At 73.8% G+C, this 24,582-nt stretch carries 23 protein-coding genes and 2 tRNA genes; 12 read left to right on the top strand and 13 right to left on the bottom strand.

The annotated features are described in order from the left end of the window. Nucleotides 1–94: 94 nt before the first annotated feature. Both OG730_RS09650 and zapE read right to left on the bottom strand, forming a co-directional pair. Nucleotides 95–526: an OsmC family protein gene (locus OG730_RS09650; protein ID WP_327303848.1), complete on the bottom strand. Its 432-nt coding sequence runs from the start codon at nucleotides 524–526 to the stop codon at nucleotides 95–97. A gap of 61 nt (nucleotides 527–587) precedes the next feature. Beyond that, complete coding sequence (gene zapE / locus OG730_RS09645; protein ID WP_327303847.1) at nucleotides 588–1,691, bottom strand: cell division protein ZapE; 1,104 nt, start codon at nucleotides 1,689–1,691, stop codon at nucleotides 588–590. A 36-nt stretch (nucleotides 1,692–1,727) separates the two neighbouring features. Between zapE and OG730_RS09640 the strand changes: the two genes are divergently transcribed. The 6 genes from OG730_RS09640 (at nucleotide 1,728) to OG730_RS09615 (ending at nucleotide 6,758) form a co-directional block, all read left to right on the top strand. After that, nucleotides 1,728–2,507 carry a pyrimidine reductase family protein gene (locus tag OG730_RS09640; protein WP_327303846.1) on the top strand — a complete coding sequence of 260 codons (780 nt, stop codon included), beginning with the start codon at nucleotides 1,728–1,730 and terminating at the stop codon, nucleotides 2,505–2,507. A 147-nt stretch (nucleotides 2,508–2,654) separates the two neighbouring features. Further along, nucleotides 2,655–3,122: an indole-3-glycerol phosphate synthase gene (locus tag OG730_RS09635; protein ID WP_327303845.1), complete on the top strand. Its 468-nt coding sequence runs from the start codon at nucleotides 2,655–2,657 to the stop codon at nucleotides 3,120–3,122. 94 nt (nucleotides 3,123–3,216) lie between these two features. Next, the gene (murC, locus tag OG730_RS09630) at nucleotides 3,217–4,611 is read left to right on the top strand and encodes a UDP-N-acetylmuramate--L-alanine ligase (protein ID WP_327303844.1); all 1,395 of its coding nucleotides are present in this window, start codon (nucleotides 3,217–3,219) and stop codon (nucleotides 4,609–4,611) included. A gap of 36 nt (nucleotides 4,612–4,647) precedes the next feature. Further along, nucleotides 4,648–5,067 (top strand): peptide-methionine (R)-S-oxide reductase MsrB, encoded by a 420-nt coding sequence (msrB, locus tag OG730_RS09625; RefSeq protein ID WP_327303843.1) that lies wholly within the window; start codon nucleotides 4,648–4,650, stop codon nucleotides 5,065–5,067. Between the two features lie 180 nt (nucleotides 5,068–5,247). Next, nucleotides 5,248–6,621: a hypothetical protein gene (locus tag OG730_RS09620; protein ID WP_327303842.1), complete on the top strand. Its 1,374-nt coding sequence runs from the start codon at nucleotides 5,248–5,250 to the stop codon at nucleotides 6,619–6,621. Nucleotides 6,622–6,685: 64 nt separating this feature from the next. After that, nucleotides 6,686–6,758, top strand: a tRNA-Ser gene (locus OG730_RS09615). Nucleotides 6,759–6,800: 42 nt separating this feature from the next. Here OG730_RS09615 and OG730_RS09610 read toward each other — a convergent pair. From OG730_RS09610 to OG730_RS09580, 7 genes are all read right to left on the bottom strand, one after another. Further along, nucleotides 6,801–7,727: an NAD-dependent epimerase/dehydratase family protein gene (locus OG730_RS09610; protein WP_327303841.1), complete on the bottom strand. Its 927-nt coding sequence runs from the start codon at nucleotides 7,725–7,727 to the stop codon at nucleotides 6,801–6,803. Beyond that, complete coding sequence (locus tag OG730_RS09605) at nucleotides 7,724–8,860, bottom strand: cytochrome P450 (protein WP_327303840.1); 1,137 nt, start codon at nucleotides 8,858–8,860, stop codon at nucleotides 7,724–7,726. Before OG730_RS09605 ends, OG730_RS09610 begins: the two co-directional genes overlap by 4 nt. Continuing rightward, nucleotides 8,857–9,615, bottom strand: coding sequence for a glycosyltransferase family 2 protein (locus tag OG730_RS09600; RefSeq protein WP_327303839.1), 759 nt, complete (start codon nucleotides 9,613–9,615; stop codon nucleotides 8,857–8,859). The genes OG730_RS09605 and OG730_RS09600 overlap by 4 nt, the downstream gene beginning before the upstream one ends. 245 nt (nucleotides 9,616–9,860) lie before the next feature. Next, a complete protein-coding gene (locus tag OG730_RS09595) occupies nucleotides 9,861–10,328 on the bottom strand; it encodes a hypothetical protein (RefSeq protein ID WP_327303838.1) in 468 nt (155 codons plus the stop codon). Beyond that, nucleotides 10,325–12,001: an AMP-binding protein gene (locus OG730_RS09590; RefSeq protein ID WP_327303837.1), complete on the bottom strand. Its 1,677-nt coding sequence runs from the start codon at nucleotides 11,999–12,001 to the stop codon at nucleotides 10,325–10,327. The genes OG730_RS09595 and OG730_RS09590 overlap by 4 nt, the downstream gene beginning before the upstream one ends. Continuing rightward, nucleotides 12,001–12,753 carry a glycosyltransferase family 2 protein gene (locus tag OG730_RS09585; protein WP_327303836.1) on the bottom strand — a complete coding sequence of 251 codons (753 nt, stop codon included), beginning with the start codon at nucleotides 12,751–12,753 and terminating at the stop codon, nucleotides 12,001–12,003. The genes OG730_RS09590 and OG730_RS09585 overlap by 1 nt, the downstream gene beginning before the upstream one ends. After that, nucleotides 12,750–13,790: a 3-oxoacyl-ACP synthase III family protein gene (locus OG730_RS09580; protein WP_327303835.1), complete on the bottom strand. Its 1,041-nt coding sequence runs from the start codon at nucleotides 13,788–13,790 to the stop codon at nucleotides 12,750–12,752. Before OG730_RS09580 ends, OG730_RS09585 begins: the two co-directional genes overlap by 4 nt. Nucleotides 13,791–14,109: 319 nt before the next feature. Between OG730_RS09580 and OG730_RS09575 the strand changes: the two genes are divergently transcribed. The 3 genes from OG730_RS09575 to OG730_RS09565 all read left to right on the top strand — a co-directional run bounded on the left by OG730_RS09575 (nucleotide 14,110) and on the right by OG730_RS09565 (nucleotide 17,411). After that, nucleotides 14,110–16,173 (top strand): phosphocholine-specific phospholipase C, encoded by a 2,064-nt coding sequence (locus tag OG730_RS09575; protein ID WP_327303834.1) that lies wholly within the window; start codon nucleotides 14,110–14,112, stop codon nucleotides 16,171–16,173. A 111-nt stretch (nucleotides 16,174–16,284) separates the two neighbouring features. Next, on the top strand, nucleotides 16,285–16,563 hold the full coding sequence (locus tag OG730_RS09570; RefSeq protein WP_442814867.1) for an XRE family transcriptional regulator: 279 nt from the start codon (nucleotides 16,285–16,287) through the stop codon (nucleotides 16,561–16,563). A gap of 92 nt (nucleotides 16,564–16,655) precedes the next feature. After that, the gene (locus tag OG730_RS09565; protein ID WP_327303832.1) at nucleotides 16,656–17,411 is read left to right on the top strand and encodes an alpha/beta fold hydrolase; all 756 of its coding nucleotides are present in this window, start codon (nucleotides 16,656–16,658) and stop codon (nucleotides 17,409–17,411) included. Between the two features lie 28 nt (nucleotides 17,412–17,439). On the opposite strand, the gene OG730_RS09560 is transcribed toward OG730_RS09565, so the two are convergent. Both OG730_RS09560 and OG730_RS09555 read right to left on the bottom strand, forming a co-directional pair. Continuing rightward, nucleotides 17,440–18,564: an alpha/beta hydrolase gene (locus OG730_RS09560; protein WP_327303831.1), complete on the bottom strand. Its 1,125-nt coding sequence runs from the start codon at nucleotides 18,562–18,564 to the stop codon at nucleotides 17,440–17,442. 89 nt (nucleotides 18,565–18,653) lie between these two features. After that, nucleotides 18,654–18,726: transfer RNA gene (locus OG730_RS09555), tRNA-His, on the bottom strand. A 220-nt stretch (nucleotides 18,727–18,946) separates the two neighbouring features. Between OG730_RS09555 and OG730_RS09550 the strand changes: the two genes are divergently transcribed. After that, nucleotides 18,947–19,114 (top strand): hypothetical protein, encoded by a 168-nt coding sequence (locus OG730_RS09550; RefSeq protein WP_327303830.1) that lies wholly within the window; start codon nucleotides 18,947–18,949, stop codon nucleotides 19,112–19,114. A gap of 378 nt (nucleotides 19,115–19,492) precedes the next feature. Continuing rightward, nucleotides 19,493–20,614, top strand: a complete 1,122-nt coding sequence (locus OG730_RS09545; RefSeq protein ID WP_327303829.1) for a M24 family metallopeptidase — start codon at nucleotides 19,493–19,495, stop codon at nucleotides 20,612–20,614. A gap of 36 nt (nucleotides 20,615–20,650) precedes the next feature. On the opposite strand, the gene OG730_RS09540 is transcribed toward OG730_RS09545, so the two are convergent. Then, nucleotides 20,651–21,436, bottom strand: coding sequence for a class I SAM-dependent methyltransferase (locus tag OG730_RS09540; RefSeq protein WP_327303828.1), 786 nt, complete (start codon nucleotides 21,434–21,436; stop codon nucleotides 20,651–20,653). 173 nt (nucleotides 21,437–21,609) lie between these two features. Here OG730_RS09540 and OG730_RS09535 point away from each other — a divergent pair, with 173 nt between their 5' ends. Beyond that, nucleotides 21,610–22,695, top strand: a complete 1,086-nt coding sequence (locus OG730_RS09535) for an IS630 family transposase (RefSeq protein ID WP_327303547.1) — start codon at nucleotides 21,610–21,612, stop codon at nucleotides 22,693–22,695. Here the strand turns inward: OG730_RS09535 and treZ are convergent. After that, nucleotides 22,692–24,539: a malto-oligosyltrehalose trehalohydrolase gene (treZ, locus tag OG730_RS09530; RefSeq protein ID WP_327303827.1), complete on the bottom strand. Its 1,848-nt coding sequence runs from the start codon at nucleotides 24,537–24,539 to the stop codon at nucleotides 22,692–22,694. The genes OG730_RS09535 and treZ overlap by 4 nt on opposite strands. Between the last annotated feature and the right edge of the window lie 43 nt (nucleotides 24,540–24,582).

The following is a 24,582-nucleotide window of genomic DNA, read 5'->3' as shown; positions in this document are numbered from 1 at the left end:
TACCACGGGTGCCCGGCGGAGCGGGCTCCGCCGCGCCGTACCCCGCCGCCGGTGCCCGGCGCGGCCGATCACGACCGCGCCGGACGGGCGGATGTCAGGCCAGCTTCGCGCTGAGGGTGATGGTCGTACCCGTCAGGGCCTGGCTGACCGGGCAGTTCTGCTTGGCGTCCTCGGCCGCGGCGACGAACGCGTCGTTGTCCAGGCCCGGCACCTCGCCCTCGACGGTGAGGTGGATCCCGGTGATGCCCTTGCCCGGCACGAAGGTGACGGCGGCCGAGGTGGTCAGCTTGGTCGGCGGGTTGCCCGCCTTCGCGAGACCGTTCGAGAAGGCCATGTTGAAGCAGCTCGAGTGCGCGGCGGCGATGAGTTCCTCCGGGCTGGTCCGCCCGTTCGCCTCCGCGTCGGTGCGCGCGGGCCAGGAGACGGGGTAGCTGCCGAGGCCGGAGGAGTCGAGGGTGACCTCGCCCTTGCCTTCGAACAGGTCGCCTTCCCAGACGGCATGTGCATTGCGGGTGGCGCCAGCCATGGTGGATCCCTTCGCAGAAGTGGAAACGGCCGACCCGTGGAACGGGCCGACGTCTCCAAACCTACTGGGACACCAGGGGCTTCGCGTCGCGTGCCAGTGCGGTGAGCCGCGAGATGGCGCGGAAGTACTTCTTGCGGTAGCCGCCGTTCAGCATCTCGTCACTGAACAGCCGGTCGAAGGGAACGCCCGCCGCCAGGACCGGGACCTCCCGGTCGTACAGCCGGTCGGCCAGGACCACCAGCCGCAGCGCCGTCGACTGGTCCGGGACCGGGCCGACATCGGTGAGGCAGACGGCCGTCAGGCCGTCGGTCAGGGCCCCGTACCGGCTGGGGTGGACCCGCGCCAAGTGCTCCAGCAGCCCGGGGAAATCGTCGAGGCTCGCGCCCTCGGTGGCGTACGCCGCCTTCGTGACCTGCTCGTCGGAGAACGGCGCGGGAGCCTCGGGCAGGCCCCGGTGGCGGTAGTCCTGGCCGTCGATGCGCAGCGGGCGGAAGTGCGCGGACAGGCCCTGGATCTCCCGCAGGAAGTCGGCGGCGGCGAAGCGGCCCTCGCCGAGCTTGCCGGGCAGGGTGTTGGAGGTGGCGGCCAGCGCCACGCCCTGCTCGACCAGGCGGCTGAGCAGGGAGGACACGAGGACGGTGTCGCCCGGGTCGTCGAGCTCGAACTCGTCGATACACAGCAGGCGGTGGCCGCCGAGGGTCTGCACGGTCTGCTGGAAGCCGAGCGCGCCGACCAGGTTGGTCAGCTCCACGAAGGTGCCGAAGGCCTTGAGCGCGGGCTCGGCCGGGGTGGCGTGCCAGAGGGAGGCGAGCAGGTGGGTCTTGCCGACGCCGTAGCCGCCGTCGAGGTAGACCCCGCGCGGTCCGGTCGGGGCGGCCGGCTTCTTGGAGAACCACCGCTTCTTGCCCGAGCCGCTCGCGTGCGCCCCGCCCAGGCCCGCGGCGAAGTCCGCGAGGACGGTGACGGCCTCGGACTGGCTCGGCTGGGCCGGGTCCGGGTCGTAGGTGTCGAAGCGCACCGAGTCGAAGCGGGGCGGCGGCACCATCTCGGCCACGAGCCGTTCGGCGGGCACCCGCGGCTCGCGGGCACACAGGGACTGCGGTCCCGCGTCGGCTATCGGGGGCCGCCCGGAGGCTGACGCTGAGGGCGAGAGAGAGGTTGACACAGCTCTTAACTCTACGGGGCGTGGCACACTGCACCGATGCGACGCCTGTTCCCTGTGACCGATCAGACATCAGCGGACCAGACCGACCGAGAATGGTCGCTGGACGAACTCGCCGAGGCGTACGAGTACCCCGAGCTCGGCCCGGACGGCCGCGGCCACTGGCTGCGGGCCAACATGGTCTCCACCCTGGACGGCGCGGCCCAGCACGACGGGCGTTCGCAGCCCATCTCCGGCGAGACGGACATGCGGATCTTCGGCACCCTGCGGGCGCTGGCCGATGTGATCGTCGTCGGTGCGGAAACGGTTCGCCAGGAGGGCTACCGCCCCGCGCGGGCCCGGGAGGCCTTCGCCGCCCGCAGGGAGGCTGCCGGTCAGGGGCCCGCCGCCGCCATCGCCGTGGTCTCCGCGAGCCTGGACCTGGACTTCTCGCTGCCCCTGTTCACCGCCCCGCTGGAGCCCACCCTGCTGCTCACCGGAGCCGCCGCCCCGGCGGACCGGGTCGCCGAGGCCGTGAAGGCCGGGGCGCAGGTGGTGGTGGCCGGCGACGGGGCGGCCGTGGACCCGGCCCGGGCCGTGCGGGAACTCGCGGACCGGGGGCTGCGCCGCCAGCTCACCGAGGGCGGGCCCCGGTTGCTGGGCCAGTTCGTGGCCGCGGACGCGCTGGACGAGCTGTGCCTGACGATCTCGCCGATGCTCACGGCGGGTGACGCCCAGCGGATCTCCGGCGGTCCCTCCGTCACGGTTCCGCACCGGCTCGCACCGGCCTGCTTGCTGGAAGAGGCCGGGTTTCTGTTCACGCGTTACCGTCGGATCTGAAGAGAGGCGGAATTTGTCGTTCCGCTTAGCTTCCGCTGGGCACAGTAGTGGGCAGGTATAACCGCACAGGCCCCGTGCGACAGCGGGGCAGGATGGTTTCCGCAGGGGCCGGCCGGCCGGTCTCGGCCCACGAAGGAGAGGGCGTCCGTGTTCACGAGCGTATTGATGATCGAGCAGCCGCTGACCCCCGTCGACGTGGACTTCGTCACCACCCTCCACGGAGACGAGCAGGTCTCCTTCATCGTCCTCATGCAGCCCCGCGGCGACCGGGACCGGCTGCTGCGCGCCATCGACGACGTAGCGCTCGGTGAGCTTCCCGAGGCCATTCACGAGGGCGACGAACCGGAGGGCGACGCGGCCCGCGGTCCCGCCGAACTGGCGATCGAGCATTCCCTCGCGTCCCTGCGGGCCAAGGGAGCCAAGGCCGTCGGGCAGATCGTCGAGGACCACCCGCTCGACAAGCTGAAGGCGGTGGTGGCCGAGACCAACGCCGACGAGGTGATCGTGCTGACCGCCCCGCACTACGTCGAGGAGTTCTTCCACCGGGACTGGGCCTCGCGGGCGCGCCACAAGGTCGGCGTTCCGGTGCTCAAGCTCTTCGCCCACAAGGAATAGGGTGGAGGCGGCCGGAACGCGCGTCCCCGTCGATCGCGGTTGATCGCGCGCCTCCGGCTGCCGTACGTACGCACTCGATCCTGGAGCTACCTGAATGAAGCCCGGCCTGCCGACCGCCATGGAACGGCCCCACTTCATCGGCATCGGCGGCGCCGGCATGTCCGGCATCGCGAAGATCCTGGCCCAGCGCGGCGCCAAGGTGGCCGGCAGCGACGCCCGTGACTCCGAGACCGCCCAGGCGCTGCGCGCCCACGGCGCCACGGTCCACATCGGGCACGCCGCCGGTCACCTCGCCGACGACGCCACCTGCGTTGTCGTCTCCAGCGCCATCCGCGCCGACAACCCGGAGCTGGCCCGCGCCGCCGAGCTCGGCATCCCCGTCGTGCACCGCTCCGACGCCCTGGCCGGGCTGATGGACGGTCTGCGGCCGATCGCCGTCGCCGGCACCCACGGCAAGACCACCACCACCTCGATGCTGGCCGTCTCGCTCTCGGCGCTGGGCCTGGACCCCTCGTACGCCATCGGCGGCGACCTGGACGCCCCCGGCTCCAACGCCCACCACGGCGAGGGCGACATCTTCGTGGCCGAGGCGGACGAGAGCGACCGCAGCTTCCACAAGTACACGCCGCAGGTCGCGATCATCCTCAACGCCGAGCTCGACCACCACGCGAACTACGCGTCGATGGACGAGATCTACGAGTCCTTCGAGACCTTCGTCGGCAAGATCCCCGAGGGTGGCACCCTGGTCATCGCCCACGGCCAGGCGGGCGCGGCGGAGATCGCCGGCCGGGTCAGCGGCAACCCCGCCCTCCAGATCGTCACGTACGGCGAGGAGCCCACCGCCGACGTCCAGATCACCAAGATCACCCCGCGCGGGCTGACCAGCGAGGTCACCGTCGTCATCGACGGCCGGATGCTCACCTTCACCGTCTCCGTGCCCGGCCGGCACTACGCGCACAACGCCGTCGCGGCCCTCGCCGCCGGTGTCGCGCTCGGCATCCCGGCGCACAACCTGGCCTCCGCCCTCGGCAAGTACACCGGGGTCAAGCGCCGCCTCCAGCTCAAGGGCGAGGCCGCCGGGGTGCAGGTCATCGACTCCTACGCGCACCACCCCACCGAGATGACCGCCGACCTGGAGGCCATCCGCGGCGCCGCCGGGGACTCCCGCATCCTGGTCGTCTTCCAGCCGCACCTCTTCTCCCGCACCCAGGAGCTCGGCAAGGAGATGGGCCGGGCCCTCGCCCTCGCCGACGCCTCGGTCGTCCTCGACATCTACCCGGCCCGCGAGGACCCGATCCCCGGGATCACCAGCGAGCTCATCGTGGCCGCCGCCCGCGCCGCCGGGGCCGACGTCACCCCCGAGCACTCCAAGGAAGCCGTCGCGGACGTCATCGCGGGAATGGCCAAGCCCGGCGATCTCGTTCTCACCATGGGTGCGGGCGACGTCACGGACCTGGGGCCGGCCATCCTGGCCCGTCTGTCGAACTGACGGCTCTGGGAAGAGCGGGAAAACGGGAGATCAGTCATGTCGTACGAGGTAGAGAAGACGGACGAGCAGTGGCAGGCGGAGCTGACCCCCTCCGAGTACCAGGTGCTGCGCCTCGCCGGGACCGAGCCCGCCTTCCGCGGTGAGTACACGGACACCAAGACGGAGGGCGTCTACAGCTGCCGCGCCTGCGGCTCCGAGCTGTTCCGCTCGACGGAGAAGTTCGAGTCGCACTGCGGCTGGCCGTCCTTCTACGACCCGAAGGACTCCGACGCGGTCGAACTGAAGGCGGACGTCGCCCACGGCATGGTCCGCACCGAGGTGCTGTGCGCAAAGTGCGGCTCCCACCTGGGCCACGTCTTCGAGGGCGAGGGCTACCCGACCCCCACGGACCAGCGCTACTGCATCAACAGCATCTCCCTGCGCCTCACCCCGGGCCCGGCGTCCGCCGAGGGCTGACCCGGTCGGCCTCCCGGACCGGCTGACCGGACCGGGACCGGCTCCCCGGACCGGGACCGGCTCCCCGACCCGCACGGGTCCGGGAGCCGGCGCCGCGGGCCCCGTGGCTCGGGGGCCCTCGGGGTTCGGTGCGGGATATATCCGGTGGAGGCCCCGCGGGCCCGGTGGCAGGGTGGGCGCATGCCGACGCTCCATGCCGAGCGGCTCCTCCGTGAGCTGCATGCCTCCCTCGGGCTCCGCAAACGTCCCGAGGACGTGGCCCAGCTGGTCCAGGACCTGTTCGCCGCCCAGCGCACCGACCTCGATCCCGTTACCGCCACCGCTCTCGGCAAGGCCGTCGAGCACTCGCTGCGCAGCATGTGGCACGGCTATACCTCGATGAGCGAGGAGTTCGCCCGGCCCGTCGGCGCACAGCGCCAACTCGCGCGCACGGCCGCCTTGTTCCCGAACCTTCCGGAACTCCCGGCGGACGCGGGTGACGATCCCGCCCGCATCGAGGAGGTGATCCGCCGGGCAGGCGAGGAGATAGGGCGGGAGTACGGGCAGAACGACTTCGGTACGGAGCGGCTCGACCGGGCCGAGCGGGCCGGGGCAGGACTCGGCGGGTTCTCCAAACGCCAGTACAACAAGCGCTTCCGGCTGCTCCGCCGCATGGAGGCCAAACTGGCCCGGATCGTGCACGAGCAGCGCCGCCGCGAGATCACCATGACCGGCAAGGGGGCGCTCGCGCACACCGTCCCGTACGAGGCGTTCGCCGCCGATCCGGCCACCGCGGCCTTCGTCGCGTACTTCACCGCGCGGGGCGGCATGCGCAGCGTCTTCACCAACGGAAAGCAGCGGCGGCCGTACGACGAGGTGGCCGACGCCCTGTTCCGGCGGCTGTGCGCGGAGCCCGACCGGACGAACTGGTACGTGGTCGCCCACGTGTACCCGACCGCCGAGGTGCTTGGACACCTTTCCGACGCGGACCTCGCCCGGCTCCTGGTGCGCTGGAACCGCTTCCTGCGGGAAGTGGCCGAGATGCTGGAGGACGCCTGGAACCGGTGCCGGCTGGAGCGGCACACCATGATCGTGCGTCCCGGCAACGACTCCTCGACCTGGAACCAGGCCGCCCAGGCCTGGAGCACGGCGCGGGCGCACTGGTTCGCGCTGGTCGGCGAATTGGGCGAGCAGGACCTGCTGGACCGCTTCTGCCCGGGCAAGGTGCCCCGGCTGATGGCGGCCGACGTGGCCTACTGGCACCGCAAGAGCGGTGGCGGGCTGCACCCCGACACGTATGTGTGGGCGGAACTGCCTTTGCCCTGGGAGGTGCTGCGGGGAGAGGAACAGTGCCCTCGCTCGCTGGTCGAAGAGGTCTGCCGACGGCATGGAGTGGACCCCGTCGCGGGCGGCTGGACCGCGCAGCGGCCCGTCGCCGAGCCGGCCCCCTACCGCCGGACGCCGGAGCTCGTCCACGGTGTCGCGGTCAGGGACCCGCTGATGGCGAGCGCCCTGCGGTCCGCCGGGGTCTTCTCGGGCAAGGGCAAGCGGGCCGCCGCGCAGGAGTGGCTGTGAGCCGCCGGCCGCCGAGGTAAATGAGTTGCCCCGTCCGGCCGTTGCCGCAGAGGATCGCAGCGGCGGCGGGGAAGCTCTGCGGAGGAGCGCCCGGCTCGATCTCCGGGTGGACGTAGGTTCGAATCCTGCCCCCGTCGCCGCCTTCTTCCTTCTTTCCTCCTCTTGCTTCTTCCCGCGGTTCACCCCCGCAGGGCGGCGAGGTGGTCCGGCAGGGTGCGGGGCGGGGTCCAGCCCTGGGTGTGGGCGCGGGTCAGGTCCAGGACCACCGGGTGGGCGAGCTGGTCCACCGCGTAGCGGCTGAGGGCCGGTTCGCCCGAGGACAGGGATTCCGAGAGCCTCGCCGCCGTACGGGCCAGGGACAGCGGGAGGTGGCGTACGCGAGCGCGGACCCCGTGGGCCCGCAGGACCTCGCGGACGGCCGCGTCGCGCCGGTAGGGGCGGGCGTCGGCGATGTTGTACGCGCCCGCCGGCCAGGCGGGAGCCGCCAGGCAGGCGTCGGCGAGGTTCTCCACCGCCGTCAGGCTGAGCGGGACGTCCGGGCCCGGCAGGAACAGGCTTCCGGCGCGGACCCGGGAGAGCAGGCGGGGCAGCAGCTGGGTGTCGCCGGGGCCGTACACGGCGCGCGGGCGCAGCACCACCGCGCCCGCGGCCAGCGCGAGGGACTCGCCGGCGGCCTTCGTGCGGCCGTAGGCGTTCAGGTGCCCCGTACGCGGGTGGTCCTCGCGGACGAGCGTGCGGTCGAGGCGGGGGTCGTAGACGCTGGCGCTGCTGACCCACACCACCGGGCGGGCGCCCGCCGCCCGCAACAGCCGCCGCGTGCCCGTCACGTTGACGGCGTGCATGACGGCCTCGGCGGGGGAGCCCGGGGCCGGGTCGCCGACCGCCGCCGCGCAGTGCACGACGAGGTCCACGCCGGAGAGGTCCGGATCCCCGAGGGACGCGTCCCAGAAGCGGTGTTCCCCGAGCGGGCCCGGCCTGCGGCCCACGCAGAGCACGTGGGCCCCGGCCGCCGCCGCGGCGCGGGCCACGTGCCCGCCGCAGAAGCCGCTCGCGCCCGTGACGGCGATCCGGATCCCGGCCACGGCGGACGGCCTACGGGATGTCATGCCGCCGCCCGTACGACCAGCGAGCGCCACCCGGGCAGGGCGGCCCCGCGGTCCACCCGGGCCCGGGTCACGACCGGCCGGTGCGGAGCCAGCGCCGCCAGTACGCCGGCCAGCTGCTCCCGCGCCAGGCGGGCGCCGGGGCAGGCGTGCGGCCCGGCGCCGAAGACCAGGCGGGCGACGCCCGGCCCGGCGGGGCGGTGCCCGTCGGGGTCCCGCAGGTGGGCGCCGGCCGCGTGCCGGGCCACCAGGAGCAGCCGGTCCCCGGCCCGGACCGGGCAGCCCCCGACCGAGCCGTCGGCCGCGGCCACCCGGGGGAGGAGCGGGGAGGCCGCCGTCACGCGCAGCAGTTCGTCGGCCAGCGCGGGGCACAGCTCCGGGTCCGCCGCCTGGTCCCACAACCCGGCGTCGGCGCACCAGGCCACGGCCCGGGGCAGCGCCGCGACGGTGGTGTTGACGGCCGCGACCGCCAGCATCGCCGCCCGGGCGTCCGCCCCCGGCCCCAGGAGCCCGCGCAGCCGCCCGGCGGCGCGGACCGCTGCCTCCCCGGCGCCGGGACGGGGCGGGCCGGGGAGGTGGCCGCGCACGGAGGCGGCCGCGGCCTCGGCGGCGGCCTCCGCGAGGGCGAGCGGGGAGGCGCCGTCCGAGGAGCCGGGGCGCAGGAGCGCGTACACCACCGAGCCGGCCAGTTCCCGGGCCAGCGGGACCAGGTCCACCGAGCCCCCGAGCGCCAGCGGTTCGAGCCGCCGCAGGAGCAACGGGTGCCAGGCCGCGCGCAGTTCCCGGGTCCGGGCCGCGCCGAGCAGCTCGGCGAGCTCCCGCCGGGCCGTCCGGTGGCCGGAGCCCTCCTGGTCGAAGAGCACGCCCTCCACCCGGGCGGCCCGGGCCGCGCCGCCCGTGGTGCCGGGCGCGGTGCGGTCCAGCGGCAGCCGGGTCAGCGCCTCCCGGTAGGCCGCCGTGCCGTGGACGAGCAGGGTGCCGCGCCCGAGCCGGCGCACCGGCCGGCCGCGGGTGGCGGCGAGCAGTGCGAACAGGACCGGGTGCGAGCGCAGGTAGACCCGCCGGTCCCGGCGGCGGGCCTTCGTGGCCTTCGCGCCGGCCCGTGTGTGGGTGCGGATGGTCGGGTCGGTGGTCATCGGACGTGTGCCTCCGCGGTGTCGGCGGGCCGGTAGCGCCGGTCCCAGTACCAGAGCAAGGTGCGGCGCGGGCCCCAACTCCGCAGCCTGCGAAGGCTGTTCTGCACCACCAGGTGCTCCGCGCGGACGATCCGGTCGCTGTGCTCGCGGGCCCGGTTCAGCAGGGCCACGTCCTCGGACCGCTCGTGCAGCGGCACCCGCAGGGCGCCGCCGCAGCGCAGGTAGAGGCCGGCGGTGATGCCCAGGTTGTGGCCGTGGCACAGGACGTACGGGGTGCGGTAGCGCGGGTGCCGGTGGGCGGGCCGGTAGCGGCCGTATAACGAGGTGAGCCGGATCAGCGCCGGCAGCAGCCGGGCTTCGAGCAGGCCGGGCCCCTCGTCGCGGCGCGGCACGCTGCGCCCGCACAGCATCTCGGCGCCCCGCCCGAACTCCGCCTTCGCGACGGCCGTCCAGTCCGGGGCGGGCAGGCAGTCGGCGTCGGTGCGCAGCAGGTGGGTGGCGCCGGCGGCGATGGCGTAGCGGAATCCCGTGTCGGCGGCGGTCCCGGCGCCGGGCCGCTCCTCCGCGACGAGTGCGACGGGAAAGGGCGCCGAGCGCGCGAAGTCCCGTACCGCCTGGGCCGTTCCGTCGGTGGAGGCGTTGTCCACGACCACGAGCGTGAATCCGGTGTCGTGCTGCGCGGCGAGCGCGGCCAGGGCCGCCCCGATGGCCGCCGATTCGTTGTACGCGGGCACGACCACCCACAGGTTCGTCAACTCGGTTTCCCTTCCGGTGTGTTCGTGGTGGCGGCCCAGGAGGCGGCGCGGAGCAGCACGCGGGCGCACAGGCCGGCCCAGACGAGGAGCCCGATCAGCGGCCCGGCCCGGTGGTAGAGCGCGCCGTGCAGTGCGGCGGTCGCGGCGAGGTAGGGGCCCGCGGCGAGGAGCAGCAGCCGGCAGACCAGCGCGGCCGCCAGCGCCGGACCCGCGATGGAGGCCGGCCGGGGCCTGCCCGGGGCGAGTCACAGGACGGCCGAGAACAGCGCCCACAGCGCGGGGACGGCCAGGGCCGGACCGCCCGCTGTCACGGCCGCGGCGACGGCGGTGCCCGCGAGGCAGAGCACGGCCGCTCCCGCGAGGTCGCGGGCCGCGTCGCGCACGGGGTTTCCGCTGCCCGCGTTCTGCCCGCACATGGCCCGGATCCCGGTGCGCAGCGCCCGGGTCGTCCGCACCACCGACCAGCCGAGGGCGAGGACGAGCAGCGGCCGCCAGTGCGGGGCCGCGATGGGCAGCCGCCCGGCCAGCGCGCCGAGCAGCAGGACGGCCGGGGCCGTCCCGACGAGCAGGGCGTACGTGAGCGAGCTCGCGAGGGCGTCGCCGTTGGCCCGGGTGTAGCGGCGGTGGGAGGCCATGACCCGGTTCCGGACGGCCGCGTGGCGGGTCCGCCAGGGCGTGCCGGCGCGGGCCCGCCACGCGGGTGCGGCCGTCACGCGGCGCCCCGCCGCGGGCCGTTCCGTGCGGATCCGTTCCGTGAGGGGCCGTTCGGTGCGGACTCGTTCTGCGCGGATTCGTTCTGGGCGGATCTGTCCCGTGAGGATCTGTCCAGTGAGGATCCGTTCCGTGCGGATCCGTCCCGTGTCGGGCCGGAGGTCAGCCGGTGGGCCGCCAGGGCCGCCGTCGCCGCGCGGTCCGGTTTGCGGGAGCGTCCCGACAGCGGGATCCGGGCGAACAGCAGGGCGTCGGGCGCGGCCGTGCCCATCCGGCGCAGGGGGCCCGCCAGCGCGGACCGCAGGGCGGGCTCGGAGGCGCCGTGGCACGGCTGGACGACCGCCACGAGCCGCTCGTCGCCCTGGCGGTCGCCCGCCTCCGCCGGAATCCCGACGAGCAGTGCCAGCTCCACGCCGGGTACGTGCAGGGCGGGTTCGTACAGGCCCGGGTAGATGTTCTCGGCCCGGCGCAGCACCATGTCCTTCGTCCTGCCCTCCAGCACGATCCGGCCCGCGTCGTCCAGGCGGGCCCGGTCGCCCGTCCGCACCCACGGATCGGGGGCCTCGCCGAGGTAGCGGCGGCGGGCCCCGGGTCCCGTCAGGAGCAGCTGCCCGTCCGCGTCGGACTCGGCGCGCACCCCGGGCAGCGGGGACCCGACCAGGTCGCCGGGACCTTCGTACGCGGCCTTCTCCCGGGACTCCACCGCGGCGGCCGGGAACAACTCGGTCAGCGCGTACACCCCCCAGGCCTCATCGGCCCCCGACGCCCTTACGCGCCCCAGCAGTTCCGCGCTCGCCGGCGCCGACCCGGTCCACACCCGGCCCCGGAAGCGGGCTCCCGCCCGCAGCGCGTCCCGCAGTTGCGGCGGTGTGAGGTAGGCGTCCCGCGGTGCCAGCCGGGCCAGTTGGCGGGCCAGCACCCGGGGCGAACGGGCCGGGAGGGCCACGGGGGCGCCGCGCACGAGGGAGGGGACGAGCACGAAGAAGGTGCCGCCGAGCACGGGACCGGCAGCCGGGCCGGAGGCCCAAGTCTTCCCCGGAGCGGGGGAGAACAGCGCCGCCACCGTCTCCATCCCGGCGGCGAGACTCGCCCGCGTGTGCACCACCGCCCGGGGCCGCGCCGTGGTCCCGGAGGTGAACACGATGACGGCGTCGGCGTCCCCGTCGCCCGTGAACCCCGCGGGAACCCCGAGCCGCCCCGCATGCCGGTCCAGCCCGGGCGCGCACCCCGGCAGCCGCCGCCCGACCGTGACCACGGGCGCGCCCAGCCCGGCCAGCTCCGGCAGCTCCAGCCCGGCCGCCCGCCGGGCCAGCGGCCGGGCCCACCCGGCCACCGCCTGCGCGGCGGCGTCGGCCAGCACCAGCGCGGGCCGTGCGGCCGTCAGCCGGGCGCGCAGCAGGTCGGGTCCGGCTCCCGGGTCCAGGACGGCCCCGCGCAGACCGAGCCGCCACAGCGCGAGCAGCACGGCGAGCGCGCGGGGTCCGGGGCGTACGGCGACCCCGACGGTGTCCCCGGCGCGCAGCCCGCGCGCGTGCAGCGCGGCGGCGAACGCGTCGGCCAGCTCGACGAGTTCCCCGCGCGTGGCGGCGGTCCGGGTGGCTCCCGTACGCGTGGCGGTCAGGATGGCGGGCCGTTCGGGGCGGGCGCGCAGGGCGTGGTCGAGGCGGTCCAGCATCAGCGGGGGTCGTCCGTTCCGTGCGGGCCGCTGCCGCGGCCGAGGTACCAGCGGGCCGTGCCGGCGATCCCGTAGGCCTTCAGCCGGCGCGTGGAGTTCTCCACGACCATGGCCCGGCAGCGCGTGATCCGGTCGGTGTGGCGGCGCACGGCGTTGAGGAAGAGCCGGTCGGTGGGGGAGGGGCGCCGGGGCATCCCGCCGACGGCCAGGTACAGCTCGGCGGTGATGGCCATGTTGTTCCCGGCGTGCATCCGGTACGGGGCGCGGTAACCGCGCCGCCGCGCGTGCTCGGGCCGCAGCCGGCCGAAGAGCCCGGCGAGCCGGACGAGCACCCCGAACCCGGCCCGGCCCAGCGGTCCGTGCTCGTCGCGGCGGGCCACGATCCGCCCGCACACCAGCCCGGGGCGGCGGGCCAGTGCGGTGCGCGCCGCGCCCGTCCACCCCGGGTGGGGCAGGCAGTCGGCGTCCGTGCGGGCGAGCAGGGTCGCGCCGCGCCCGATCGCGTACCGGAAGCCGGTGTCCACGGCGGAGCCGACGCCCTTCTCCGGTTCCTCGATGACCTCCACCGCGAAGGGGGCGCCCGCCGCGAACTCCCGCGCCACGGCGCCCGTCCGGTCGGCCGAGGCGTTGTCGACGACCAACAGGGTGAAGTCCCGGTCCCGTTGGCGGGCGAGCGCGGCGAGGGTACCGGCGAGCCGGGCCTCCTCCTCGTGCGCGGGGACCACCACCCACAGCCGCCCGGCCGCGCTCACGACTTCTCCCAGACCATCGTCATGATGCTGATCCCGCCGCCGAGCCCGACGAACAACACCCGCTCACCCGAACCCAGTTCATCGAATATCAGGTCGAGCTGCACCCCGATCGTCGCGCTGGCGATGTTGCCGAGCTCGGGCACGGTCACCACCAGCTTCCCGTCCGGCACGCCGGTCAGCTCGGCGAACCGCTCCAGGTAGGGCACGGTCACCTGGTGCACCAGCACCTTGGAGAAGTCGTCCCAGTCCATGCCCGTGCGGTGCAGGGTCCGGTCGATGACGGCCGTGCCCACCTTCTCGAAGACCCCGCGCAGTTCGTGCCCGTCGCCGCGGAAGTACGTGTACGCGTCCCCGCGCGGGTGGCGCGAGCCGCCGCCCGGGATGCCGCCGACCCGCCAGTGCTCGGAGTGGGTCTCGGTGTCCACGTCGAGGATCCCGCCGCGCTCCACCGGCTCCACGACGACGGCGGCCCCCGCGTCGCCGAAGGTGTAGCCGGCGAAGCCGGCCCGGAACTCGGCGAAGTCGGCGGGCGCCGTCCGCACGGCCCGGCTCGGGGTCTCCCCGGTGACCACCAGGGCCCGCCGGGCCCGGCCGGCGAGGACCATGGCGCGGGCGAGGTCGATGCCGTTGACGAAGCTGTTGCACGCGTTGGTGACGTCCAAGGCGTGCGCCCTCGTGCCGAGTTCGGCCTGCACGATGTGCGCGGTGGCGGGCTCGGCGACATCGCGGGAGGCGGAGGCGAAGAGCAGCAGGTCGATGTCGGCGGGCCCGAGTCCGGCGTTGTCCAGCGCCCGGCGGGCCGCGCCCACCGCGAGCGTGGACGCGTACACCCCGTCGCCCGCGATCCGGCGGGTACGGATCCCGGTGGCCTGGGTCAGCAGCCGGGACGGCAGCTTGATTCCGGCCCGGCCGGCGACCTCCTGCTGGAGCCGGTCGGAGGAGAGGACGTCCCCGGGCAGGATGCCGGCGACGGCGGTGATCCCGGCGCGGAACCGCGGCGGGCCGGGCGGACCCGGTACGGATGGCTGATTCGGCATGTCCTCACCATGACGCGCCGCCGGGCCCCGGTCCTGAGTACGGATGCTCATCCCGGGCGCAGGACCGGGTGAGTACTCGGGGCCCGCGCCCCGCGGCACGGGGACGATGGCCGCGAAGGGGGGCGATGGCCGCGAAGGGGCGCGACGGACGCGAAGGGAAGTGGCGCGTGGGGCATGAACCGTCTGACGAGGTATTCCGTTCTCCAGGTGTACGGCCCACTGTCATTCCAGCAATGCCGACCGGTACCCCGGGGCCGCTGTTCTTGGGGCGCCCATCGACATCCCCCCGCACCCGTCTCACCCGCAGAGGTCGTTCTCCATGACTGAATTGAATCGGCGCAGGTTCCTGCAGATCGCCGGTGGCGCCGCCGCCGTCACGATGCTGAACGAGAGCATCGCGCGGGCCGCCGCGATTTCGGCCCAGGGCAGTACCGGCACCATCCAGGACATCGAGCACATCGTCGTCCTCATGCAGGAGAACCGTTCCTTCGACCACTACTTCGGTGCGATGAAGGGGGTCCGCGGGTTCGGGGACCCGCGACCGGTCGTCCAGGACAACGGAAAGTCCGTCTTCCACCAGTCCAACGGCACGAAGGACATCCTGCCCTTCAACCCGCAGATCAACGACCTCGGCATGCAGTTCCTGACGGGGCTGAACCACGACTGGGCCGGCGGCCACCAGGCGTACAACAACGGCAAGTACGACAAGTGGGTCCCGGCCAAGACGGCCACGACCATGGCGTACATGACCCGGAACGACATCCCGTTCCACTACGCGCTCGCCGACGCCTTCACGGTGTGCGACGCCTACCACTGCTCCTTCATCGGTGCCACCGACCCCAACCGCTACTACCTGTGGTCGGGTTACACGGGCAACGACGGAGTGGGCGGCGGCCCGGTCCTCGGCAACCAGGAAGCCGGCTACGGCTGGAAGACCTACCCCGAGCGCCTGGAGGCGGCCGGAGTCTCCTGGAAGGTCTACCAGGACATCGGCGACGGCCTGAACGCCGCCGGCTCCTGGGGCTGGATCAACGACGCCTTCCGCGGCAACTACGGCGACAACTCGCTGCTGTACTTCAACAGCTTCCGCAACGCCCAGCCCGGCAGCGCCCTGTACGAGAAGGCCCGTACGGGCACCGACGTCAAGGCGGGCGGCACCTACTTCGACAAGCTGCGCGCGGACGTCGTGAACGGAACCCTTCCGAAGGTTTCCTGGATCGCCGCCCCCGAGGCGTTCAGCGAGCACGCCAACTGGCCCACGAACTTCGGCGCCTGGTACATCTCGCAGGTCCTGGACTCGCTGACCGCGAACCCCGACGTGTGGGCGAAGACGGCCCTCTTCATCACCTACGACGAGAACGACGGCTTCTTCGACCACGTCGTCCCGCCGTACCCGCCCGCGTCCTCCTCCTGGGGCCTGTCCACGGCGAGCGTCACCGGCGACCTGTACACCGGGGGCGTCTCCGGCTACGCCGCCGGCCCGTACGGGCTCGGCCCCCGCGTCCCGATGATCGTCGTCTCCCCGTGGAGCAAGGGCGGCTACGTCTGCTCCGAGACCTTCGACCACACCTCGGTGATCCGCTTCATGGAGAAGCGCTTCGGCGTGCAGGAGCCCAACATCTCCCCGTGGCGCCGCGCCGTCTGCGGAGACCTGACCTCGGCCTTCGACTTCACCCGGGCCGACGCCGCGCCCGCCGCCCTGCCGTCCACGGCCTCGTACGTCCCGCCGGACAAGAACCGCCACGCGTCCTACAACCCGGCCCCGCCCGCGACGGGCACCCTGCCCAAGCAGGAAGCCGGCGCGAAGCCGACGCGCGCCCTGGGCTACGCCCCGTACGTGGACGGCAAGGCCGCCGTCTCCACGGGCAAGTTCACCCTGACCTTCTCCTCGGGTCCCTCCCTCGGCGCCCACTTCCACAGCACCTCGGGCAACCGTACGGACGGCCCGTGGCCCTACACGGTCGAGGCGGGCAAGACCCTGTCGGACACCTGGAGCACGAGCGGCTCCACCGGCAACCAGATCAACCTCACGGTCTGGGGCCCGAACGGCTTCCTGCGCACCTGGAAGGGCCCGGCGAAGAAGGCCGGCCCCGAGGCCACGGCCCGCCACTCGGCGTCCACCGGCAACCTGGCGCTGTCCCTGACCAACGAGGGCACGGCGGCCGTCAACCTGACCGTCACCAACGCCTACGGCGGCGCGGCCCAGGTCGTGCGCGTCGCGGCGGGCGCCACCGTCGCGCACACCGTGTCGCTGTCCGGCACGGCCCGCTGGTACGACGTCACCGTCGTCTCCGACGCCGACGCCACCTTCCTGCGCCGCTTCGCCGGCCACGTGGAGACGGGCGCGGCCGGAGTCTCGGACCCGGCGATCAAGACCGTCTGACCGTTCCCGTACGGATGAATCCGCCGCTCTGACCGCCCGCGAGGTTAACGCTTGCGTTAACTTCGCGGGCGTGGCTCCCTGGGAAGTGATCCTCGTGGGCGAGGTGGCGGAGTGGTTCGAGGCGCTGGCCGAGACCGACTGCAGGCGGCCATGGACCGGCTCATGGCAGAGGTGCGGGCCTATCGGCTGGCGGAGATCCGCCGGGAGCAGGCGCTGACCCAGAAGGACGTGGCCGACACCATGGGCGTCTCGGCCCCGCGGGTCTCCGCGATCGAGAACGGTGAGACCGACCGTACCGAGGTCGCGACCCTGAGGTCGTACGTCGAGGCGCTCGGCGGGCGGCTGCGTGTGGTGGCCGACTTCGGGGACACCGAGTACACGGTCGCCTGACGGCGGTGTACCGGCCGCACGGTGTGATGGTAGGCGCGGTGGGCAGAACGTACGGCGGCAATTCTTTCCGCCCCGTCACCGAGGGAGAACGCATGGCCATCGCCCACCGCAGGACCGGCACCGGCCCCGTCCGCGTCATCGTGCTGCACGACTGGTTCGGCACCTCCGCCAACTGGGGCTCCGTACTGGACCACTTGGACCCGCGGGAGTTCTCGTACGCCTTCCTCGACTACCGCGGCTACGGCGACCGCAGGGACGTCCCCGGCCGGTACACGCTCCCCGAGATCGCCGACGACGTCCTCGCGCTCGCCGACGAGCTCGGCTGGGACACCTTCTCCCTCCTCGGCCACTCCATGGGCGGCAAGGCCATCCAGCAGGTCCTGGTCCGCGCCCCGGAACGGGTCGAGAAGCTGATCGGCGTCAACCCGGTCCCCGCCGGCCCCTACGAGATGGACGACGCCACCCACGACCTCTTCTACGGGGCCGCCGCCAGTGCGGAGAACCGCCGCGCCATCCTCGACATCGTCACCGGCCGCCGCGCGAGCCCGTACTGGCTGGAGCGGATGGTCGCGCACTCCCTCGAGGTGTCCCTGCCGGAGGCCTTCGCCGCGTACCTCGCGAGCTGGCAGCCGCTGGACCTGTCCGCCGCCGTGAAGGGCAGCACGGTCCCGGTGCTGGTCCTCGTCGGCGAGTACGACCTCGCGCTCACGGTGGACGTCATGCGCGGCACCTGGCAGGTCTCGTACCCCAACTGCCGCATCCAGCCGCTACCCGGAGCCGGCCACTACCCGCCGCACGAAACCCCGGTGGCCTTCGCCACGGAGGTGGAGGCCTTCCTGCGCGGGTAGGCCGCCCGGGCCCGGCACCGTTCTTCCGTCAGTGCGGGCTCAGCCGTCCCACCAGCCACTCCAGGGCCGGCGGGACCTCGCGGGCCCAGGTCTCGTAGGTGTGGCCGCCGCTCGCGAGGATGATCGAGGACGCCCGCGCGGGCGGCCGTACCGCGTCGATGAACTCCAGCGTCGCCGGGTACTGGTGCTCGTCCGTGCGGCTGCTCGCCACCAGCAGGGACACCGGTGGCTGCGGCAGGTTCCGCAGCCGCCACAGCAGGTCGTCCCGGAGCGCGCGGTCCGCGTCGCCACCGAACAGGTCGCCGGTGTCCGCGTCCCGCGCGGCCGCGTACGGGGCCGACAGCGCGGCCGCCGCCCGGTAGGCGTCCGGCGTGCGCAGGGCCAGCTTCAGCGCGCAGTAGCCGCCCACCGAATGGCCCATCACGCCCCACCCCCGGGCATCCCGGGTGAGGCCGTAGTACGAGGAGACCGCCGCCCGCAGGTCCCGCGCGAAGAAGGTGTGCGCCTGCGGCCCGCCCGGGACGTCCACGCACTGCGTGTCCCTCGGCGGCGCCACCGTCGGGGTCATCAGGACCAGCACCGCCGGCCGCATTCGGCCCGCCCGCACCGCGTCCAGCGCGAGCTGCGGGTACCGCAGCCGGTCGATCAGCACCGCCGGCGTACTCGGGAACCCGCTCAGTGCCAGCACCACCGGGAACTCCGCCCGGCGCCCGGCCGACGCGTGCGCGTACTGCGGCGGCAGGTACACGTACCCCTGCCCCGACAGCCCGCCGCGGGCCCCGCGCACGGTCACCGCCTCGATCCGGCCGATCACCGCGGGGTCGTCGGAGCCGGCGTGCCGCCACGAGCGGGTCCCCCGCACCAGCAGCGCGTCCCGGCCCGAGGCGTCCGCGCCCGACGTCACCGGGTCCTCGCGGCGCAGGGACAGCAGGTCGTGCCAGGAGCCGTAGAAGCCGTACGAGGAGTTCACCGCGAGCAGCAGCGCCGCCCCGGTCGTCAGGGTGATCGCGAGCTGCAGCCCGGCCCGCCCCAGCACCGGCCGCACCCCGCGCCCCGCGAGCCGGGGCCACAGCCACACCGCGGCCCCGAACACGGCGACCGCCACGAGGACGGCGAGGAACAGCGCCGGGGCACCCCCGATGTCCCATTTCATGTGGTTGATCCTGCCACGCCGCTCCCGCGGGGAACGAAAAAACCCGTGGGGGTCACGAGGAAAACTCGCGACCCCCACGGGATCAACAGGGTGAGTGACGGGACTTGAACCCGCGGCCACCTGGACCACAACCAGGTGCTCTACCAACTGAGCTACACCCACCACGAAGGGCGGCGGACCGCCCGTTCGATGTGCAAGCACAGCATAGCTGATCAGCGGGGTGCTCCCGCGACGCCTTTTCCGGCGGCCCGGGCTGGCCCGGGACGGGGCTGGTTCGGGCGGGCCCGGCCGGTGGTTCGGGCGCGGGTCCGGGCGGGGGTCCGGGCGGGGGTCCGGGCGGTGCGCAGGCAACCCCGGGCCCCGGATCCCCATCCCTACCCGTATGGGACCAAACCGACTGACCGGCCTCGACGCCGCCCGCGGCATCGCCGTCCTCGGCATGTTCGCCGTGCACGTCGGCCCGCCGCCCGCGCCCGAGGGCCCCGGCTGGCTGCTCGTCGCCGCCGACGGCCGGGCGCCGGCCGTGGCGGCTTCTCGGGCGCCGCGGTGATCGGCTGCCTGGCCTGGGCCCACTTCCTGCGCGGTACGGAGCTGCGGCGGGGGCCGCTGGAGTGGGCGCTGCGGGCGGTGACCCCGGCCTGACGCGAAGCCCTGCGGGGGCCGTCCCCTACCCGCCCTTCGCCCGTTCCCCGGGCGCTGCCCGGACCCGGTCCTCAAACGTCGGACGGGCTGGATGTGCCGCTGCGCGGCAAAATTCAGCCTCGCCGGCGTGTGAGGCGCGGGGTCTGGGGCGGAGCCCCAGGGAACGGTGGAACGGTGGAAGGGCGGGTAGGGGACAAGCCCCGCGCGGCGGGCCGTGTGGGGGTGGGGTCGCGGTAACCGGCGCGGCCCCTGCCGTCCCGGGGCGGGGCGCGGGAGGATCGGAGTCATGGACCACGACTTCGATCCCTTCACGGCCGCCGACTACGCCGCCCGGATGGCCGCCGCCGCGCAGGCCGCCGCCGACGCGGGCCTGGCAGGCCTGCTGGTCGCCCCCGGGCCCGACCTGGCCCACCTCACCGGGTACCGGCCCGTCGACACCGAGCGGATGACCCTGCTCGTCCTCGCCGCCGGGCAGGACCCCGTCCTCGTCGTCCCCGCGCTGGAAGCGCCCGACGCGGCGAAGTCCCCCGGCGCGGGCGCCCTGACCCTGCGGGACTGGGCCGACGGGAAGAACCCGTACGGCGTGACCTCGCCGCTGCTCGACGTGACCGGCCGCTTCGGGGTCAGCGACAACGCCTGGGCGCTGCATCTGCTGGGGCTGCAAAGGGAGTTGCCGACGACCTCGTACGTCTCGCTGAGCGATGCGCTGCCGATGCTGCGCGCGGTCAAGGACGAGCGCGAGCTGGCCCGGCTCGCGGCCGCCGGCGAGGCGGCGGACGCCGCGTACGCGCAGATCCTGCATGTCCCCTTCGCCGGGCGCCGGGAGAGCGACGTCGCCGCCGACCTGGACGCGCTGCTGCGCGTGCACGGGCACTCCCAGGTGGACTTCACCGTCGTCGGCTCCGGCCCGAACGGCGCCAACCCGCACCACGAAGCCGGTGACCGGGTCATCCGGAACGGGGACATGGTGGTCCTCGACTTCGGCGGCCTCAAGCACGGCTACGGCTCCGACATCTCCCGTACCGTCCACGTCGGCGAGCCCACCGAGGAGGAGCAGCGGGTCCACGACATCGTCCGCGAGGCCCAGTTGGCGGGCGTGGCGGCGGCCCGTCCGGGGGCGGCCTGCCAGGACGTGGACCGGGCGGCGCGCGCGGTGATCACCGAGTTCGGCTACGGCGAGCAGTTCATCCACCGCACGGGCCACGGCATCGGAGTCACCACGCACGAGCCGCCGTACATGGTGGAAGGGGAGGAGCGGCCCCTCGTCCCCGGCATGTGCTTCTCCGTGGAGCCGGGGATCTACCTCCCGGGGCGGTTCGGGGTCCGGATCGAGGACATCATCACGGTCACCGCGGACGGCTGCCGCAGCTTCAACAACGCTTCCCGGGAGCTGGCCTTGGTGGAGTAGGCGCTCGGCGGCACGAGGGTGCCTCCTCGCCGGGTCTCAGGACCCGGCGAGGACCAGGCGGTAGCCGTAGTCCACGCTCTCCCGGTCCAGCAGGTCGGCGTGCCGCCGCTGCCAGGCCCCCGAGCGCAGGTCCTCGCGGAGCCGGGCGATCGCGGGCTCCACGACGGAGGCCGGCAGGCTCGCGAGGGTGGAACTGGCGGCCCGTACCACCGGATCGAGGTAGGACTCGGGCCGGCGCCAGAAGGCGGCCCGGAACCCGTCGGTGAAATCGTGCGGGACGGGGAACGGCACCACGGTGTGCGCGTCCAGCTCCCCGGTCACCACGGACAGCGGGGTGAAGGCGGAGCGGTCCCGCTTCCCGGCCTCCGGCAGGTACTCCTCGAAGAGCCACAGCTCCGTGGCGTGCTCCGGATCCCAGGTGAAGACGGCCTGGCGCCGCGAGACCCGCCGCAGTTCGGCCAGCCCGCGCGCCGGGTCCGGCCAGTGGTGGACGGTCATCACGGCCATCGCGGCGTCGAAAGCCCCGTCGGGGAAGGGGAGTTCCTCCGCGCCGGCCCTGACCTTGCGGGCCCCCGGATGCTGGTCGAGCATGACCCGGGACGGATCCACGGCCGTCACCTCGAGGCCCTCCGGCTCGTACGAACCGGCGCCCGCACCGACGTTGACCACGGTACGGGCGTCCCCCAGGGCGTCCGCGATCAGCGCGGCCAGCCGGGGATCGGGCCGCCGGACCTCCCGGTAACCCACCCCGATCCGGTCGTACTTGGCCGTGCCCGCCCGCCCGCAGGCGCCCGCGGATTCCTCGTTGGATTCGATCTTCATGGGCCCGATCCCATCAGAAGGGCCCGCGCCTCCGCGACCGGGTTTCCACGGGCCCCTGGGCCCGCGCCCTAGTGATCTGGGTTTGAGGTCTGGGCTCGCCCCATGAGTCGTGTTCTGTTTCAGATCTTGGGTTCTGCCTGACGGGGCGGGTTTCGGTCCGGTGTCCTGACGGGATGGGCGATAACAGGCTGCCGCCAGTGGTGCTGTCGGAAGCTGAGCGACTGACGTTGGAGAGCTGGGCCGGGCGGCGTTCAACTGCGCAGGGCCTGGCCCAGCGAGCGCGGATCGTGCTCGCGTGCGCACGAGGGTGGAACAACACCGTGGTCGCCGCGCGGTTGGACACTGAGCGCAAGACGGTAGCCAGATGGCGGTCCCGGTTCCTGCGGGACCGCCTGAACGGCCTGTCGGACGAGCCGCGGCCCGGGGTGCCGCGGACCATTACCGACGCCCAGGTCGAAGAGGTGGTGGTCCGCACCCTCGAACAGACACCTGCGGGCGGGACACACTGGTCGAAGCGGGAGCTGGCCAAGGTGGTGGGGATCTCCCCGGCGAGCGTGCTGAGGATCTGGCATGCCTTCGGCCTGCAGCCCTGGCGGACCGAGACCTTCAAGATCTCCCCGGACCCGTTCCTGATCGACAAGATCCGCGATGTCGTCGGCCTCTACCTCGCCCCGCCGGCGAACGCGGCCGTGTTCGCCGTGGACGAGAAACCGCAGATCCAGGCCCTGGAGCGGACCGCACCGGTCCTGCCGATGCTGCCCGGAGTCCCCGAACGGCGGAGCTTCGACTACGTCCGGCATGGCACCGTCGACCTGTTCGCCGCCCTGAACACCGCGACTGGCAGGGTGATCACGAAACTGTCCGCGCAGCACCGGGCTGTGGACTTCCGGGACTTCCTCGACGACATCGACCGCCAGACCGATCCGGGCCTGGCGGTCCACGTCATCTGCGACAACCTCTCTGCCCACAAGGCGCCGGTCGTGCGCAAGTGGCTCCTTGCGCATCCCCGGTTCCAGCTCCACTTCACTCCCACGTACTCGTCGTGGATCAACCAGGTCGAGCGGTGGTTTGCCGAGCTGGAACGACGCTGCCTCGAACGCGGAGTGTTCTGCTCACTCGACGACCTCAAGGCCGCACTCGAAGGCTGGATCGAGGTCTGGAACGACCAGGCCAGGCCGTTCAAGTGGACCAAGACCGCCGACCAGATCCTCGACCGCATCTGCCGCTACTGCGACAGGATCTCCAAACCAGGTCACTAGGGGCCCAGCACCACCGCCGACTCGGCCGGTACGTGGACCCGCCCGTCGGCGTCCGGATGTTCCACGGGCAGCCAGGCGGCCAGCACCCGGACCCCGTTGCGGCCGAGCGCGACGGTGACCGGCTCCCCGGAGAGGTTCACCACCACGCGGACGTCGCCCCGGCGGAACGTCAGCCAGCGGCGCTCCTCGTCATGGGCGATCCGCAGCGCCGCCAGATCGGGATCGCGCAGGTCGGAGTGGGAGCGGCGGAGCGCGATCAGGGTGCGGTACCAGTCCAGCAGCCGGGCGTGGGAGCCCCCGCCCGGCTCGGCCCAGTCGAGGCAGGAGCGGTCCCGGGTGGCCGGGTCCTGGGGGTCGGGGATCTCCTCCGCCTTCCAGCCGTGCTCCGCGAACTCCCGCCGCCGGCCCGCCCGTACCGCCTCGGCGAGCTCCTCGTCGGGATGGTCGGTGAAGTACTGCCACGGGGTGCCGGCGCCCCACTCCTCGCCCATGAACAGCATCGGCACGAACGGCCCGGTCAGCGCCACCGTCGCCGCGCACGCCAGCAGCCCGGGGGACAGGGAGGCCGCGAGCCGGTCGCCCAGCGCGCGGTTGCCGATCTGGTCGTGGGTCTGGGTGTAGCCGAGGAAGCGGTGCGCCGGGGTGCGGCCGCGGTCCACCGCCCGGCCGTGGTGGCGGCCCCGGAAGGAGGACCAGGTCCCGTCGTGGAAGAAGGCCCGGGTCATGGTCTTGGCCAGCGCCCCGAGCGGGGCCTCGGCGAAGTCCGCGTAGTAAGCCTGGGATTCACCGGTCAGCGCGCAGTGCAGGGCGTGGTGGAAGTCGTCGTTCCACTGCGCGTGCAGGCCCAGGCCCCCGGCGGCGCGCGGGCTCGTGGTGCGCGGATCGCAGCGGTCGGACTCCGCGATCAGGAACAGCGGCCGGCCCGTCTCGGCGGCCAGCTCGTCCACCGCCGCGGACAGCTCCTCCAGGAAGGTCAGCGCCCGGTCGTCGGCGAGCGCGTGCACCGCGTCCAGCCGCAGCCCGTCGATCCGGTAGTCGCGCAGCCAGGCCAGCGCGCTGCCCAGGAAGTAGGCGCGCACCTCGTCGGAGCCGGGTGCGTCCAGGTTCACCGCCGCGCCCCAGGGGGTGTGGTGGGTCTCGGTGAAGTACGGGCCGAAGACGGGCAGGTGATTGCCGGAGGGGCCGAGGTGGTTGTGGACCACGTCGAGCACCACGCCGAGCCCGGCGGCGTGCGCGGCCTCCACGAACCGGACCAGCCCGGCCGGGCCACCGTACGGCTCGTGCACCGCCCAGGGCGCGACCCCGTCGTACCCCCAGCCGTGCCGCCCGGGGAAGGAGCAGACGGGCATCAGCTCGACGTGCGTGATGCCGAGGGCGGTGAGGTGGCCGAGGCGGGCGGCGGCCGCGTCGAAGGTGCCCTCGGGGGTGAAGGTGCCGACGTGCAGCTCGTACAGGACGGCGTCCTGGAGCGCCACCCGGGGCGCGGGGGCCGGCTCGGCGGGGGCGAGGGCGGCGAAGTCGACCACGGCCGAGAGCCCGTCGGGCCCCTCCGGAAGGCGCCGCCCGCGCGGATCGGGCCGTACGGGGTGCACGTGGTCCGGGTGACCCGGATGCTCCGGGTGTTCCGCGTGCTGCCCGGGGTGGACCGGGTCGCGCGGATCGTCCCCGGGAAAGCGCGGCGCCGGGCCGGCGCCCAGCTGGAACCCGTAATGGGCTCCGTCGGCGGCCGGGGCCTCCGCGACCCACCAGCCGGCGCGCTCCTGATCGGGCGCCATCGCGTACGCGGCCCCGTCGAGCCGCAGTACGACCCGGTCTGTCAGCGGTGCCCACACCTCGAACTGCACGGACGGTCCCCTCGTCTGGCGGCGCTACCCCAACCTGCGTGTC

Origin of the sequence: Streptomyces sp. NBC_01298 (assembly GCF_035978755.1) — a bacterium.
In the GTDB taxonomy this organism is placed as follows: domain Bacteria; phylum Actinomycetota; class Actinomycetes; order Streptomycetales; family Streptomycetaceae; genus Streptomyces.
The sequence above is the reverse complement of the archived record's forward strand: the minus strand, read 5'-3'. Positions and strand labels throughout refer to the sequence as shown.

Bases quoted from the DNA above. Each gene is read 5' to 3' on its own strand.
- OG730_RS09545 (WP_327303829.1), top strand. From the start codon at position 19,493: ATGGACCACGACTTCGATCCCTTCACGGCCGCCGACTACGCCGCCCGG.
- OG730_RS09610 (WP_327303841.1), bottom strand. From the start codon at position 7,727: ATGACATCCCGTAGGCCGTCCGCCGTGGCCGGGATCCGGATCGCCGTC.
- OG730_RS09540 (WP_327303828.1), bottom strand. From the start codon at position 21,436: ATGAAGATCGAATCCAACGAGGAATCCGCGGGCGCCTGCGGGCGGGCG.
- OG730_RS09560 (WP_327303831.1), bottom strand. From the start codon at position 18,564: ATGAAATGGGACATCGGGGGTGCCCCGGCGCTGTTCCTCGCCGTCCTC.
- OG730_RS09620 (WP_327303842.1), top strand. From the start codon at position 5,248: ATGCCGACGCTCCATGCCGAGCGGCTCCTCCGTGAGCTGCATGCCTCC.
- OG730_RS09580 (WP_327303835.1), bottom strand. From the start codon at position 13,790: ATGCCGAATCAGCCATCCGTACCGGGTCCGCCCGGCCCGCCGCGGTTC.
- OG730_RS09640 (WP_327303846.1), top strand. From the start codon at position 1,728: ATGCGACGCCTGTTCCCTGTGACCGATCAGACATCAGCGGACCAGACC.
- murC (WP_327303844.1), top strand. From the start codon at position 3,217: ATGAAGCCCGGCCTGCCGACCGCCATGGAACGGCCCCACTTCATCGGC.
- OG730_RS09535 (WP_327303547.1), top strand. From the start codon at position 21,610: ATGGGCGATAACAGGCTGCCGCCAGTGGTGCTGTCGGAAGCTGAGCGA.
- OG730_RS09605 (WP_327303840.1), bottom strand. From the start codon at position 8,860: ATGACCACCGACCCGACCATCCGCACCCACACACGGGCCGGCGCGAAG.
- OG730_RS09575 (WP_327303834.1), top strand. From the start codon at position 14,110: ATGACTGAATTGAATCGGCGCAGGTTCCTGCAGATCGCCGGTGGCGCC.
- OG730_RS09550 (WP_327303830.1), top strand. From the start codon at position 18,947: ATGGGACCAAACCGACTGACCGGCCTCGACGCCGCCCGCGGCATCGCC.
- OG730_RS09565 (WP_327303832.1), top strand. From the start codon at position 16,656: ATGGCCATCGCCCACCGCAGGACCGGCACCGGCCCCGTCCGCGTCATC.
- OG730_RS09650 (WP_327303848.1), bottom strand. From the start codon at position 526: ATGGCTGGCGCCACCCGCAATGCACATGCCGTCTGGGAAGGCGACCTG.
- msrB (WP_327303843.1), top strand. From the start codon at position 4,648: ATGTCGTACGAGGTAGAGAAGACGGACGAGCAGTGGCAGGCGGAGCTG.
- OG730_RS09590 (WP_327303837.1), bottom strand. From the start codon at position 12,001: ATGCTGGACCGCCTCGACCACGCCCTGCGCGCCCGCCCCGAACGGCCC.